This is a genomic window from Vibrio sp. HS-50-1, assembly GCF_024747315.1.
Lineage (GTDB): Bacteria > Pseudomonadota > Gammaproteobacteria > Enterobacterales > Vibrionaceae > Vibrio > Vibrio diabolicus.
Map to the genome: position 1 here is coordinate 687,085 of NZ_JAMPZF010000024.1, position 13,931 is coordinate 701,015.

At 43.7% G+C, this 13,931-nt stretch carries 11 protein-coding genes; 9 read left to right on the forward strand and 2 right to left on the reverse strand.

Translation table 11 applies throughout. The annotated features are described in order from the left end of the window. Window positions 1-140: 140 nt before the first annotated feature. The 4 genes from ectA (at window position 141) to NDJ01_RS12755 (ending at window position 3,882) form a co-directional block, all read left to right on the forward strand. Window positions 141-674: a diaminobutyrate acetyltransferase gene (ectA, locus tag NDJ01_RS12740; RefSeq protein ID WP_005393379.1), complete on the forward strand. Its 534-nt coding sequence runs from the start codon at window positions 141-143 to the stop codon at window positions 672-674. A gap of 34 nt (window positions 675-708) precedes the next feature. Further along, window positions 709-1,974, forward strand: coding sequence for a diaminobutyrate--2-oxoglutarate transaminase (gene ectB, locus NDJ01_RS12745; RefSeq protein WP_256936252.1), 1,266 nt, complete (start codon window positions 709-711; stop codon window positions 1,972-1,974). A 15-nt stretch (window positions 1,975-1,989) separates the two neighbouring features. Beyond that, window positions 1,990-2,376, forward strand: coding sequence for an ectoine synthase (locus NDJ01_RS12750; protein ID WP_005393369.1), 387 nt, complete (start codon window positions 1,990-1,992; stop codon window positions 2,374-2,376). 84 nt (window positions 2,377-2,460) lie between these two features. After that, window positions 2,461-3,882, forward strand: a complete 1,422-nt coding sequence (locus tag NDJ01_RS12755) for an aspartate kinase (RefSeq protein ID WP_258586794.1) — start codon at window positions 2,461-2,463, stop codon at window positions 3,880-3,882. Between the two features lie 171 nt (window positions 3,883-4,053). On the opposite strand, the gene NDJ01_RS12760 is transcribed toward NDJ01_RS12755, so the two are convergent. After that, window positions 4,054-5,619 (reverse strand): arylsulfatase, encoded by a 1,566-nt coding sequence (locus NDJ01_RS12760; RefSeq protein ID WP_258586795.1) that lies wholly within the window; start codon window positions 5,617-5,619, stop codon window positions 4,054-4,056. Between the two features lie 393 nt (window positions 5,620-6,012). Between NDJ01_RS12760 and NDJ01_RS12765 the strand changes: the two genes are divergently transcribed. Then, window positions 6,013-8,334, forward strand: coding sequence for a multiheme c-type cytochrome (locus NDJ01_RS12765; RefSeq protein WP_258586796.1), 2,322 nt, complete (start codon window positions 6,013-6,015; stop codon window positions 8,332-8,334). 58 nt (window positions 8,335-8,392) lie between these two features. Here NDJ01_RS12765 and NDJ01_RS12770 read toward each other — a convergent pair whose 3' ends face one another. Beyond that, window positions 8,393-9,181 (reverse strand): formylglycine-generating enzyme family protein, encoded by a 789-nt coding sequence (locus NDJ01_RS12770; protein ID WP_258586797.1) that lies wholly within the window; start codon window positions 9,179-9,181, stop codon window positions 8,393-8,395. A 177-nt stretch (window positions 9,182-9,358) separates the two neighbouring features. On the opposite strand from NDJ01_RS12770, the gene NDJ01_RS12775 reads away from it, so the two are divergent. The 4 genes from NDJ01_RS12775 to NDJ01_RS12790 all read left to right on the forward strand — a co-directional run bounded on the left by NDJ01_RS12775 (window position 9,359) and on the right by NDJ01_RS12790 (window position 13,926). Continuing rightward, window positions 9,359-10,681 (forward strand): anaerobic sulfatase maturase, encoded by a 1,323-nt coding sequence (locus NDJ01_RS12775; RefSeq protein ID WP_258586798.1) that lies wholly within the window; start codon window positions 9,359-9,361, stop codon window positions 10,679-10,681. Window positions 10,682-10,721: 40 nt separating this feature from the next. After that, on the forward strand, window positions 10,722-11,804 hold the full coding sequence (locus tag NDJ01_RS12780; RefSeq protein ID WP_176320472.1) for a hypothetical protein: 1,083 nt from the start codon (window positions 10,722-10,724) through the stop codon (window positions 11,802-11,804). Window positions 11,805-11,963: 159 nt separating this feature from the next. Beyond that, window positions 11,964-12,965 (forward strand): HAD family phosphatase, encoded by a 1,002-nt coding sequence (locus NDJ01_RS12785; RefSeq protein ID WP_046875208.1) that lies wholly within the window; start codon window positions 11,964-11,966, stop codon window positions 12,963-12,965. Window positions 12,966-13,152: 187 nt separating this feature from the next. Then, window positions 13,153-13,926 carry a DeoR/GlpR family DNA-binding transcription regulator gene (locus NDJ01_RS12790; protein ID WP_065646770.1) on the forward strand — a complete coding sequence of 258 codons (774 nt, stop codon included), beginning with the start codon at window positions 13,153-13,155 and terminating at the stop codon, window positions 13,924-13,926. Window positions 13,927-13,931: the final 5 nt, after the last annotated feature.

The following is a 13,931-nucleotide window of genomic DNA, read 5'->3' on the forward strand; positions in this document are numbered from 1 at the left end:
AGATTTGGTTAAATGGTATATTTTTGTGATCTCTATCACAAAAATATCGATAAAAAGGCGGATTATTTGATTTTTAGTCGCGAGGAATGCCCATAATAAAAAGGAAATTTAATTAGACCTCAAAGGATATGTATTTCCACATGATCACATCAGCACCTTGGGTTCTTTATCCAGAGATTGGAGAAGACTCAAGTAAAAAATGGATTTTTCGTGAGCCTAAAATCTCTGATGGTGACGACATTTACAGCTTAATTGCAGACTGTCCTCCATTGGACATGAACTCATCTTATTGCAATTTCCTACAGTCTACGCATTTCAGCAAAACCAGTATTTTGGTTGAGCAAAAAGGCGAAATCGCAGGTTTCATTTCCGGTTATCAGAAACCAGACGAGCAAGACGTTTTATTTGTCTGGCAAGTTGCAGTCTCACCTCGCTTTAGAGGTCACGGTTTAGCATTCCGCATGTTGAAAGAACTTCTCACCCGAGAGGAATTGGGCGGTGTTAAATCGGTAGAAACTACCATCACGGAAGATAATAAAGCCTCTTGGGCATTGTTCAAAAAGTTAGATGCGATGAACGGCAACTCTGGCCAAGTAAGCACATTTTTGGACGAAGAAGCCCACTTTAAAGGCAAACACGATACAGAATATTTGTATCGCATTCCTCTCAAATAATCCTCAAACAATAGGAATTAAAAACGGTCTCATCATGGATATTTTCAAAAAGCAGGAATCCAACGTACGCTCATATTCAAACAATTTCCCAGTCGTTTTTCGTAAAGCGAAAGGCTGCTGGCTGGAAACAGAACAAGGTGAACGATACTTAGACTTCCTTGCTGGAGCGGGATCTCTAAATTACGGCCATAACAACCCAGTACTTAAGCAAGCACTGCTTGAGTACATTGAGATGGACGGTATTACTCACGGTTTGGATATGCACTCAGAAGCGAAAGCATCGTTTCTTGAAGCGTTGGATACTTACATCCTTAAACCAAGAAACTTGGACTACAAAGTTCAGTTTACTGGGCCAACCGGTACTAACGCCGTTGAGGCAGCACTTAAGTTAGCGAAAAAAGTAAAAGGTCGCGACAGCGTTGTTGCATTTACCAACGGTTTCCACGGTTGTACAGCTGGCGCACTGGCTGCAACGGGTAACCAGCATCACAGACAAGGTAACGGTTCTAGCTTAAGTAACGTCACTCGTATTCCATTTGAAGGTTACGCTGGCGTTGATGGTCTAGCATTGTTCGAAACCATGCTAAACGACAACTCTGCAGGTATGGATAAACCAGCCGCTGTACTTCTTGAAACTGTGCAGGGCGAGGGTGGTTTAAATGCTGCTTCAAACGAGTGGTTACAACGTTTGAGCAAAATCTGTAAAACCAATGACATTCTTGTGATTGTCGATGACATTCAAGCTGGTTGTGGACGCACAGGTACTTTCTTTAGCTTTGAGCCGTCAGGTATTCAACCAGATATCGTGACGCTATCGAAATCGATCGGTGGTTACGGTTTGCCAATGGCCGTCGTTCTACTTAAACCAGAGCTAGACCAGTGGAAGCCAGGTGAGCATAACGGCACGTTCCGTGGCAACAACCATGCATTTATTACCGCGGCGAAAGCATTAGAAATTTATTGGGCAAATGATGACTTTGAAACACACATCAAGCAGTGTTCAGACAAAGTAAGTGCTGTTATTGATCGCTGCGTTCGTCGTTTCCCACAAATGTTTGTGCAGAAAAAAGGTCGCGGCATGATGGTTGGTATTGAGTGTATCAACGGTGATATGGCATCTGAAATCGCGAAAAACTGTTTCGAAAACGGAATGGTAATTGAGACAGCTGGCCCTGACGACGAAGTCGTTAAGTTCTTCTGCCCACTTACGATTAGCGAGTCAGAATTAGACCAAGGACTAAGCATCTTTGAAAGTGCAGTGGAAACCATCGCTGCGAAACATTTCAAACAAGCATCTTAATAAGGATTATTAATTATGATCGTCAGAACACTCGATGAGTGTCGCAACAGTGAGCGACGTGTGGTTTCAGATAACTGGGAAAGTGTCCGTATGTTGTTGAAAGATGACAACATGGGTTTTTCTTTCCACATTACTACGATTTATGAAGGTACTGAAACACACATTCACTATCAAAATCACCTAGAATCGGTTTTTTGTATGAGCGGTGAAGGTGAAATTGAAGTCGTTGGTGGAGAAACTTACCCGATTAAACCGGGTACGTTATACATCCTTGATAAACACGATGAGCACTACTTGAGAGCTTATAAGAATAAAGAAATGGTAATGGCGTGCGTATTCAACCCACCAATTACCGGCGCTGAAGTGCACGATGAAAACGGTGTTTATCCTCTCGTTGACTAAAAGATAGAGGTGGGGTGCTTGTCGCCCCACGATCAACTATCTCTTCTTTTTTCTTTTAAAGTTACCAATCAAAAAAGGCTTATCATGACATTTACCGTAGAAAAAATCGGCGGTACATCAATGACAGCATTTGATGCTGTTCTCGACAACATTATTCTTCGTCCTAAATCGCCATACAATCGTATCTTTGTCGTTTCTGCATACGGCGGTATGACCGACGCGCTACTCGAATGTAAAAAAACCAGTAAGCCAGGTGTTTATCAGCTTATCGCGAAACGTGATGACAAATGGGAAGAAGCGCTAGCATATGTAGAAAGCCGTATGCTGCTCACAAATGAAAATATTTTCGCGGACCCAATGAATCGTATCCGTGCAGATAAATTCATTCGCTCACGTATTGCTGAAGCAAAAAACTGTATTGCGAACATTTTAGAAACGTGTCAGTACGGTCAGTTTTCGCTACGTCAGTATTTGCCTCAAGTTCGAGAGTTTCTGTCGTCTATCGGTGAGGCGCACAGTGCTTACAACACGGCACTGAAACTAAAAAATATGGGTATTAACGCTAAGTTCGTTGACCTGTCCGGTTGGGACAATCAAGCGCCAAGAAGCCTTGATGAATCGATCAGTGATGCGTTTGCTGATATCGATGTGTCAAAAGAACTGCCAATCGTTACAGGTTATGCTTACTGTAAGGAAGGCCTAATGCACACTTATGACCGAGGTTATAGTGAGATGACATTTAGCCGAATTGCAGCGATAACAAAAGCGGATTTAGCGGTAATTCACAAAGAATATCACTTGAGCTCTGCAGACCCGCGTGTTGTTGGTCCTGAAAAAGTTTTGCCAATTGGTAGTACAAACTATGACGTAGCAGACCAACTTGCTAACCTTGGCATGGAAGCGATTCACCCAAATGCAGCCGCAGGTTTACGCGAGAGTGGTATTGAGCTACAGATTAAAAATACATTTGAACCTGAACACGAAGGCACTTTGATCTCTTCAAGCTACCGCCCAGAAGAAGACAAAGTCGAAATTATCGCAGGTAAAGAAAAGGTGTTCGCACTGCATTTGTTTGACCAAGCGATGGTGGGAAAAGCCGATAACGTTAGCTACGAATTAATGGAAATTATCTCTGATGCTCGCGTAAGTTTAGTTGGTAAAGAGATGAACGCGAACTCTATTACTTACTATCTAGGTGGCAGTACTGATAGCTTGAACAAAGTATTGTATAAAGCTGAAAAACGCTATCCGAATGCATCGATTAAAGGCCGTATGGTCGCGCTGATTTCAGCCATCGGTTCTCAAATTGACACCAACAAGACACTGGCGAAAGGTGTACTTTCTTTGATGAACAATGGCGTAACGCCAGTTGCACTTCACTCATCAATGAGAAATGTAAACGTTCAGTTCGTAGTGGGTGATAAAGAATATCAGCGTGCGATTTGCGCGTTGCATGATGAATTCTTTCAGAGCAATAGTTTAACTAAATCGGTTAATGTGGCTTAGTTTATTCATGGTTAAAATATAAAGGAGAGCAGGTTTGCTCTCCTTTTTTGTGTTCTCAATATAGCCCGCTTTGCATGGAGTAAACTACCGAGCTAAGTGTGTCCGTAGAGATACAGATAAGCCAGCAGAACTCTGCTGGCTCAGTAACGCAATCTAGAGTGATTAATAAAATTACTTAACTTTATTCACTTCCTGTTTAAGCATTTCTAACTGCTGCATCTTTTCTTGCATCTGCAAAGAGTCGTAATTTAAAGAAGCAGGGTTCATAGTTGTACCGCGTTGCATTGGGTATTCAGGTAACGTTTTAAAGAAGTCGCCAACAACGCCTTGAATTGGTACAAACAACCACATGTTGTCTGCCATCCAACGTAGATACATTTGTGACTCGCTAGGACCTTTTTCAAATGGGTCAGCGCGTAAGTGAATGATTTTAGGCCAGTTTGGCACAGATCGCACGGCGTCGCTTAGGTTTCCTTCTAGAGTTGCAAAGTGAAGTTTCCAGTCATTCCAGCGTACTGCGTTTAGTTCACCATTTGAGGTGAAGTAGAGCAGAGACTCACGTGGTCCTTTCTCTTTTTTGCCCTCGAAGTATGGCATGAAGTTGTAGCCGTCTATATGGACACGCCAGTCTTTACCATTTGCTTTGTAACCTTCAGCAAGCTTTTCTTTCACGTCAGGAACGTCAGCTGCCGCCAACAATGTTGGCAACCAGTCTTGATGAGCCATCATTTCGTTGATTTTCGTTCCTGGCTTAATGACACCAGGCCAACGCACAAGTTGAGGCACACGCATACCGCCTTCCCAAGTCGTGCCTTTCTCACCGTGGAATGGGGTTGCGCCCCCATCAGGCCAAGTCATGGTCTCTGCGCCGTTATCTGTTGTATAAATAACGATGGTGTTGTCAGCAACGCCTAACTCATCGAGTTTGTCGAGCAATACGCCGACTTGATCGTCATGCTCTAACATGCCATCAGCGTAAATGCTAACACCGGATTTGCCTCGGTACTTCTCTTGTAATCGGGTCCAAACGTGCATGCGCGTAGAGTTATGCCAGATGAAGAAAGGCTTATCTGCTTTAACAGCTTTCTCCATAAACGATAAAGTGCTTTCGAGGAACTCTTCGTCCGCGTGTTCCATGCGTTTACGCGTCATTGGGCCAGTATCTTCAATCTTACCGTCGGCATAAGATTTAATTACACCACGAGGACCATAGTTTTTACGGAACTCTGGGTCTTTAGGGTAGTAGTAGGTTTCGGGCTCTTCTTCTGCATTAAGGTGGTACAAGTTACCAAAGAATTCATCAAAACCATGATTGGTAGGTAGGTGCTTATCTTGATCGCCCAAGTGGTTTTTACCGAACTGAGCTGTCATATAACCTTGATCTTTTAGTAAGTCAGCAATAGTTGGTGCCCAATCTGGAATTCCATGGTTGGAACCCGGCATACCAATCGTCAGCAAACCAGTGCGAAATGGTTCTTCGCCAGTAATGAATGCTGCTCGACCCGCAGTACAAGATTGTTGGCCGTAATGGTCTGTAAACAAAGCACCTTCGTTCGCGATACGATCGATGTTAGGGGTTTTGTAACGCATCATACCTTGGTTATATGCGCTGATGTTCCAGTAACCGACATCGTCACCGAAAATTGCAAGTATGTTGGGTTTGTCTGCCGCCATCGCTGCGCTGGACGTTGCTAACAGTCCGACGCCTACTGCGATTTTTCTCAATTGGTTTGCCATAAAAAACTCCAGGTGGTTGAGAGTAACGAGAAGCACAAGTAAACCTTGTGCTTAGGTGCTGCATAAGTTAATGATGTGTATAGAAAAATCCTCTTATACTCTTTATAACCATAAGTTATTGAGGGTATTTAACTATTTGTTTCTAAATAAAAATACTTGTCATTCTGATGATTTGGGGAGGTTTTAAAAATAGAGATGGGTCACTAATGAACACCAGAGCAGGTTGCTGGTGAGACGAATAAAGTTTCAGCAAAAACACCGAGATACTCCCTAATCGGGGGACGAAGAATGGAGCACTCATTTTGAAGGCCTTTCACTTCTAATTATTTGTATAACCAAGGGGTTAGCGACTATATTGATTCAAGTTGCACCATCTAAATACTAAGGATAGTTATGAGTCAGTGGTCAGGTCGGTTTCGGTGTCTATTTCTGGGTATCGTCATGGTGAGTGGTTCGTTTTTTTCCCAGGCATCAGTGATAGGGAGCCCCCAAAATACCACGAAGCTTGGGTTGGAATATGTTGGCACGCAAACGTGCGCGGAATGTCACCAACAAGAGGTGGAGGCTTGGAAGGGCTCTCATCACGATATGGCAATGAAACATGCAAACTCAGAATCTGTTCAAGGTGATTTTGATAACCGCACAGTGACGCATGAGGGGCAACCCAACCGTTTTTTTAGACAAGGCGAGGAGTATTGGGTCAATATTCAAGGCCCTGATGGTCAATGGCATGATTATAAAATTAGCTACACATTTGGCTGGAAACCGTTACAGCAATATATGGTGGAGTTTGAAGACGGTCGTGTACAGCTCATTCCTTTTGCGTGGGATTCAAGGACGAAATCGGAAGGTGGTCAGCGCTGGTTTCACCTTTATCCAGAGACAACAACGACAGATGAGTTTTACTGGACTAACACTGGGCAAAATTGGAATTTCATGTGTGCAGACTGTCATTCGACCAATGTAAAGAAGAACTATGACGCAATCAAAAATACCTACAACACGTCTTGGTCCGAGATCAATGTTGGTTGTGAAGCGTGTCATGGCCCTGCAAGTGGACACATCGAGTTGGCGAAAAAATCCGCATCTACAGGAGGCTCTTTCGATACAGATAGTCACTATGGTTTTGACCGAAATTTATCTAAAGCGGTAACCGAGTGGGTATTTGAGAAGGGCCACAGAACGTTACAACCAAAAGCAATCGCAGAAACAAATCAAGTTCAGACGTGCGCACAATGTCACAGCCGTCGAACGCAGTTAAATGAGACTGGTGATCACATTCAAGGCTCATTTTTAGATAAATATCGGTTAAGCCTGATCACTCCAGAACTCTACTACCACGATGGCCAAATTTACGATGAAGACTATGTTTACGGTTCATTTCTTCAGTCTGAAATGGCTGAAAAAGGCGTAACATGCACCAATTGCCACGATCCTCATTCGGCAAAACTAAACATCCCAGAAGAGTCAGTATGTTCACAATGTCATATAGCGTCAGAATATACCCCAGAAAACCACACCTTCCATGAAGCAGGATCCAAAGCATCACAATGTACGACTTGTCACATGCCAGAAACGACTTATATGCAGGTTGACCCGCGTAGAGACCACAGTTGGCACGTACCTAGACCTGACTTGAGCAAACACATCGATACGCCCAATGTATGTACGTCTTGTCATGAGGATAAGAGTAACCAGTGGGCGGATGCGCAGATAGCCGAATGGTTTCCTCACTCTCAATACCGCAATCAACAACACTTTGCTGTCGCGTTTTATGCCGATGCAATTGGGCACAAAGGGGCGGCGAATGCTCTGGCTTACTCTGCTCAGGATTCATCATTAAAAGACATCATACGAGCTTCTGCATTAGAGCGAATGGGCGGCAATACTGACCAAAATACGACTGTTTCGCTCGCAAGGGCCGTTAAAAATGAGAATGAAATGATTCGGCTCGGCGCAGTCGCGGGCTCGTCTGGTTATGAGTTTCATGATCGATGGCGAATTTTAGAACCACTGCTGGATGATCCCGTACTTTCAGTGAGGGCGGAGGCGGCTTCGGTATTAGTGACCAGCTATGCACAAATGACGCCGTTACAAAAAGATAGGATTCAACCACCGCTTGAAGAGTACATGGACATTCAAAAGTTTAACGCCGATCGTGGTTTCGGCAGAACCAATTTGGCAAATGTATACCGCAGCTTAGGCGAAATCGATAAGGCAATTGCGTTGTACCAAGAAGCGATAAGTATCGAGCCTTATTTCGAAAATAGTTACGTGAATTTATCGGACCTGTATCGGCGCCTTGGGAAAGAAAAAGCTGCGCTCTCGGTGTTACAACAAGGGATGAAAGCTCAGCCTAAATCCAGCTCATTACCTTACAGTGCCGGTCTTTCTTTGTTACGCCAAGGCAAGGAAGATGAGGCCAAAGCTCTACTTAAACATGCCGCAGAACTAGGAAAGACTAACGCTCACTACTGGTATGTTTATGGCCTAGCTTTAGAAAAAAGTGAAGTTCTGGAAGCCAGTAAGGCATTGCAGACTGCGTTTAAAGTTGGTGGGAACCCTCAACATTTATATGCTCAATGCGAAGTTCTAGCGAGAAATCATAAAAAAGGTGCTGTCGCTTTTGCTTTCGATAGGTGTCTAAAAGAGCTGAGTAATTATGCACCTAAGCAGGCTATTGATCAGCTGAAAGCATCTATTGCGAATCTGTAGAGATTAAACACCAATAGTAAAAAGTGGAGCCTTTATCGCGCCACTTTCTCTACTTAGTTTAGTCTACGTCTTTCGCTAGTCTAAGGCCCATGTCAGACATAATGACGGATTGGCTGGCAAAATCGCGGCGATAGTTTTCAGATTCGTCTGCGTCATAAGCAAAGCTGCCGCCACGTACAGACTTGTGTGCAAGGCTTTCTTTTTCCTCTTTTGCGTTTACCGGATTATCACTGGGCGCTGTTTTGTAATAACCTTCGTCAAAAGCATCAATCACAAACTCGCCTACGTTACCTGTCATGTCGTACAACCCGAGCTCGTTTGGTTGCTTTTGACCTACCTTATGAGCCTTATTGTGCGAGTTATTCGCATACCAAGCCACATCGTCAATATTGTTTGATCCAGAAAAAGTGAAGCCTTTACTTAAAATTCCGCCTTTAGCGGCAAACTCCCATTCTGCTTCTGTTGGTAGACGGTAATGCTCTCCCGTTTTTTCATTCAATTTCTTAATGAAATAATTGGCTTGTTGCCAACTAATATTATTGACGGGTGTATTTGGATCTCGAAAGTAGCTCAGAGAGGAGCCAGTGACAGCTTCAAAGAGCGATTGAGTTACCTCAAATTTTGACAAATAGAATCCATCAACGTTAACAGTGCGAGCTGGGCGCTCTGACTTTTGGGCTGATGGATTATCTGCGCCCATCGTAAACTGCCCACCTTCGACAAGAACCATATCTTGATCGATTTTCTGAGCGAGAGAGTGTGGTGGGGTTGTTGCACACCCATTAATTATCAGCGTGACCGATATGGCTGAGACAAGGGAAATAATCTTACTTTTGGGATGCTTCATTCGGCGACTCCGTCAACGACTTTGGTCAGAAAGTCTAGCAAGCAAAACCATAACAAACGGTTATACACACTATAACAAGCGCCGAGAATAATTGAACATTATCATCACCCTAGGTGATTAACTCGATGATTAGGTTTGACATCATTGGGGACAGGTTAGCAACTAAGAAGGTGATGAATGCACATAACTCAAGGGCCTCAGTTCAACGGAAAAGCATCTAAGCGTTTACATGTGATGGCAAAGCCCATTGGTGCTGCCTGCAACATCGATTGCACTTATTGTTATTACTTAAGCAAACAAGATTTGTTGGAATATAAGCAAGGGTGCTCGCTAATAATGGATGATGAAACCTTAGAGAGCTATATCCGCCAATACATAGAAGGGCAGAACACACCTGAAGTTATCTTCTCTTGGCAAGGTGGAGAGCCAACCATGCTGGGGTTGGATTACTTCAAAAGAATTGTTGAATTACAAGATAACTACCGCCCTCATGGTATTACGATCTCTAACGATCTTCAGACTAATGGCACGCTTCTTAATGATGAGTGGTGCGAGTTTCTAAAAGCGAACAACTTTCTTGTCGGTTTAAGCATCGATGGCCCTGAGATGATGCACAACGCTTACCGAACAAATCGAGCGGGAAGAGGCACATTTAAACAAGTGATGAACGCCGTTGAGCTATTACATAAGCATGAAGTGAAGTTCGCAACGCTCACGTGTGTGAACAACTTGACCAGCCGTAACCCATTGGAAGTGTATCGCTTCTTACGAGATGAAGTACGTTCCCCTCAAATGCAGTTTATTCCGATTGTTGAGCAGAAAACTTTCAGAACAACAGCGCCACAAACTTGGAAGCCCAATGAGCAACTAATGCAAGGTGATAAACGTCTGATTCCCGGCCACAAGGATTCGGTTGTCGAGCCATTTTGTGTGGCGGATGAAGCATGGGGTAACTTCCTTATCGCGATATTCAATGAGTGGGTCGTGCATGATATTGGTAACGTTTTTGTACAGTATTTTGAAGCGAGTTTGGAAACATGGATGGGAAGAAAAAACCCACTATGCACGCTAGGTGAAATCTGTGGCAAAGGTTTAGCAATGGAACCAAACGGTGATGTCTTTGCATGTGACCACTATGTTTACCCGGAATACAAGGTCGGAAATATTCACCGTGAAAAACTCGATACTCTCGCTTATAGCCCTGACCAGCAGAAATTCGGGTTTGCTAAAAGTCGTACACTGCCTCAGCAGTGTGTTAATTGCGATTATCAGTTTGCATGTTTTGGAGAATGCCCTAAAAACCGCTTTATTCGCACCAGAGAAGGTGAGCCCGGCCTTAACTATCTATGTGCAGGTTGGAAGAAGTTTTTTGCGCATGTCGACAAATCAATGGCGTACATTTTACGAGCGATGGGCAACCCTGTGGTACACGGCAAATACAGTGATAAGGCTTTGCACCTGAAAGCGTCTAATCGACCTGTTTTTGACACTAAGTTCTAAGATTCAACTGGTCCAGTTTTATAAAAATAAGGTCTCATCAATGCAAAAGATAACGCGTTTTACGAAGTCACTTTTAACGTTCACGATGAGTGTAGCGTTAAGCCAAGGCGCTTGGGCTCAGGATAAACCTCTGCTCAATTCAGATAAAGTTTCATCCGTTGAGATAGCATCTCAAGAAGAACCAATGACGCTAGTACAGCAAGTCGAAAAGTTGTCTTATGATGCACAAAACAAGAAGTTGTCTTCAGAAAAGCGTATTGATGCTTTACGTGAACTGGCCAACTACCCCAGCCAAAACGCTTTGGTTGCCGTCGCTCGTGGTTTGAAAGATGCAGATGCTGGAATTCGTGAAGCAGCAATTGTAGGAGCTCAACCCTATATGATAGAGCATCGCTGGCGTCTGGTTTCCCCGTTGCTAAGTGATGACGATGCAATGGTTCGAATTACCGCAGCGATAAACTTGGTTCGAGATTACGCCAGTTTAAGTTCGGAGCAGCAACAGTCACTCGAAGGCGCGGTGACTGATTTAACATCCTACTTGTCGCAGAAAGCTGACAACGTTTCTAGATTACTCCTTGCCGATGTATATCGTTGGCATCGAGAGTGGGACAAAGCGGCATTGATTTATCCAGAGCTAACCAAGCTGATGCCAAGTAACCCGCAAGTCTGGTTAAGCTATGCGGACAATTTTCGAGCGCAACAAAAAGATCGACAAGCTATCCAAGTACTTGATGAAGCAATCACACTTTTTCCTGATAACGCTGCTTTGCATTACTCGAAGTCGTTGGCGTTAGTAAGACTTAGTGAGAAGCATGATGCCGCTAGCGAAATTGAAAAGGCCGCTAACATGGCAAAGAACAACAGTTATTTTTGGTACTTAAATGGTGTTCTGCAAGAAGAGTTAGATCTTAAAAAATCTGTGGACGCTTTTGAAAAAGCTTATTTGATCTCTGGCGCGCCGGAGCAGCTTTATGCAGTGTGTGATATCTACATTCGTTACGATAACCCCAAGTCTGAACAGTGTTTAGCGGAACTTAAGAAAGTGGCTCCGGATTACGTGATTGATGAGCTTAATCAGAAAAAGGGACGTCAAAGTACTTCAGAGCAGGTTGACGCCAGCTAACTCAACACTTTATCAGTAAGCTTCTTTAATTAAAGCGTGTTTCTAGTTACAAGGTCACTTTCTGGTGTCGTTACATATGTTGCTCTGAATTGCGCTTGTTAATCGTGAACTATACTTTCATTTGGATTTGCATCCCGTACCTCAATATAAGGAATTAAAATGGCTATAAAGTTAAAGGTGATTGTCCTTGCGACAAGTTTTGCTCTGTCTAGCTATAGCATTGCTGCTGATGTGCAAGATCCTCTGCCGTCATGGAACAACACCGGTGCGAAGCAAGCTATTGTGGCGTTTGTTACTAAAACGACGACTCAAGGCTCGGACGCTTATGTTCCTGAAAGCCAAAGGATCGCTACGTTTGATAATGACGGGACGCTGTGGGCAGAAAAACCCGTTTATCTACAGCTGTTTTTTGCGATCGATAAAGTGAAAGAGATGGCCTCTGAGCATCCTGATTGGAAAACAACAGAACCTTTTGCTTCGGCAATAAAAGGTGACTTGGAGGGGGTTGGCAAGCAAGGCCTTGAAGGTGTGATGCAGCTTGTTATGGCGACTCACTCCGGAATGTCGACTGATCAGTTCCATCAAGAAGTGAAGGAGTGGATGAAAACGGCCGTGCATCCTACGACGGGAAAGCCATACACTGAAATGGTTTATCAACCGATGCTTGAGTTACTCGACTATTTGAGAGCAAATGACTACCAGACCTATATAATTTCTGGAGGTGGCATTGATTTCATGCGTGTTTGGGCACCAGAAGTGTACGGGATCCCAACGCAAAATATCGTTGGGACGACATTAAAAGCGGAGTATCAGGTCGTTGATGGAAAGCCAACGATTCAACGCTTGCCAGAAATTGATTTTGTGAATGATAAAGCGGTGAAGCCTGTCACGATCCAGAACTTCATTGGTAAGCGCCCGGTGATGGCATTTGGTAATTCTGACGGTGACTTACAAATGCTAGAGTGGACTAAAGCGGGGTCTGGCCCACGATTTTCAGCGGTTATCCATCACACGGATGACAAGCGTGAATGGGCGTATGATAAAGACTCTCACGTGGGGAAATTAGACAAATCATTTAAAGTGGGTGAAGAGCAAGGTTGGTTGTTTGTCGATATGAAACAAGATTGGAATCAAGTTTTTAAAGAAGCCATGAAAAAGTAGCGACCCAGCCAACGTAAACATTACACCAAAAATTTTTTGATAGGGGGTGATGAGCAAAACGCTCTTCATCTCCTCAACTTAACAATTCTGTTTGGTATCAGCATAAGCAAATATTGCGTGCGTCCGTATTGGTTATTTGATTGCTGTGTGGCATCATTGCTTAAAACCACTTAAGTGAATTTAAGTAATGACGCAAGAAGAGCGATTGATAGAGCTCAGAGCCAAGCTAGAGCTACAAAACAAAATAACGTTATCGGAAGTTTGCGAGTATTTTGGCATCTCTCGAGATTCAGCGCGTCGAGACTTAGTCAAGTTGAGCCAACTACCGGGATTACAAAGAATCCGAGGTGGCGTCATGCTTGCCCCGATATCTTCCTCTACAGAGGCGTACTCCAGTCGAGCAATTAGCGACACTAAACATCGCCTCGCTCAAGCGGCCGCTAAGCTTGTGGATGAGCGTGACCACCTTGTTGTTGATACCAGCACTATCTTATCTTTGCTCCCACTTTACGTAGAAAAAGCACGTTGTGAAGGAGATAAGCTCAACGTGGTCACCAACAGTATTGACGTACTAATCGCTGCTGAAAAAAGTGAATCAATGGACGTCCATTTCTTAGGTGGACACTTTGACCCCTACGCCAGAGCGATCTTGGGTGCACAAGCAGAACAGCAAATGAAGCAATATCATGTGAATAAGGCGTTTATTGGTGTGTGCGCGTTGTCATCCCGAGGGTTGACGACAAATAATGAGCTAGAAGCAACCATGAAACAAACCATGATAGAGCAAGCTCAACAAGTCATTGTCGTTTGTGAATCCCGCAAAATTGGAAGCGACAATTTTCACCATGTATGTGATTTGTCAAAGATCGACATCGTTATTACCGATCATGCTCCTCAATCAGATTTTCAACAACTTCTCGACCACAATGATATTGAATGTATTGTTGTTTCACCGAAATAAGGAAT

What these genes read in the sequence shown, in the direction of transcription:
- NDJ01_RS12750 (WP_005393369.1), top strand. Translation starts at nt 1,990, where the DNA reads ATGATCGTCAGAACACTCGATGAGTGTCGCAACAGTGAGCGACGTGTG.
- NDJ01_RS12765 (WP_258586796.1), top strand. Translation starts at nt 6,013, where the DNA reads ATGAGTCAGTGGTCAGGTCGGTTTCGGTGTCTATTTCTGGGTATCGTC.
- NDJ01_RS12780 (WP_176320472.1), top strand. Translation starts at nt 10,722, where the DNA reads ATGCAAAAGATAACGCGTTTTACGAAGTCACTTTTAACGTTCACGATG.
- NDJ01_RS12770 (WP_258586797.1), bottom strand. Translation starts at nt 9,181, where the DNA reads ATGAAGCATCCCAAAAGTAAGATTATTTCCCTTGTCTCAGCCATATCG.
- NDJ01_RS12775 (WP_258586798.1), top strand. Translation starts at nt 9,359, where the DNA reads ATGCACATAACTCAAGGGCCTCAGTTCAACGGAAAAGCATCTAAGCGT.
- NDJ01_RS12790 (WP_065646770.1), top strand. Translation starts at nt 13,153, where the DNA reads ATGACGCAAGAAGAGCGATTGATAGAGCTCAGAGCCAAGCTAGAGCTA.
- NDJ01_RS12785 (WP_046875208.1), top strand. Translation starts at nt 11,964, where the DNA reads ATGGCTATAAAGTTAAAGGTGATTGTCCTTGCGACAAGTTTTGCTCTG.
- NDJ01_RS12755 (WP_258586794.1), top strand. Translation starts at nt 2,461, where the DNA reads ATGACATTTACCGTAGAAAAAATCGGCGGTACATCAATGACAGCATTT.
- ectB (WP_256936252.1), top strand. Translation starts at nt 709, where the DNA reads ATGGATATTTTCAAAAAGCAGGAATCCAACGTACGCTCATATTCAAAC.
- NDJ01_RS12760 (WP_258586795.1), bottom strand. Translation starts at nt 5,619, where the DNA reads ATGGCAAACCAATTGAGAAAAATCGCAGTAGGCGTCGGACTGTTAGCA.
- ectA (WP_005393379.1), top strand. Translation starts at nt 141, where the DNA reads ATGATCACATCAGCACCTTGGGTTCTTTATCCAGAGATTGGAGAAGAC.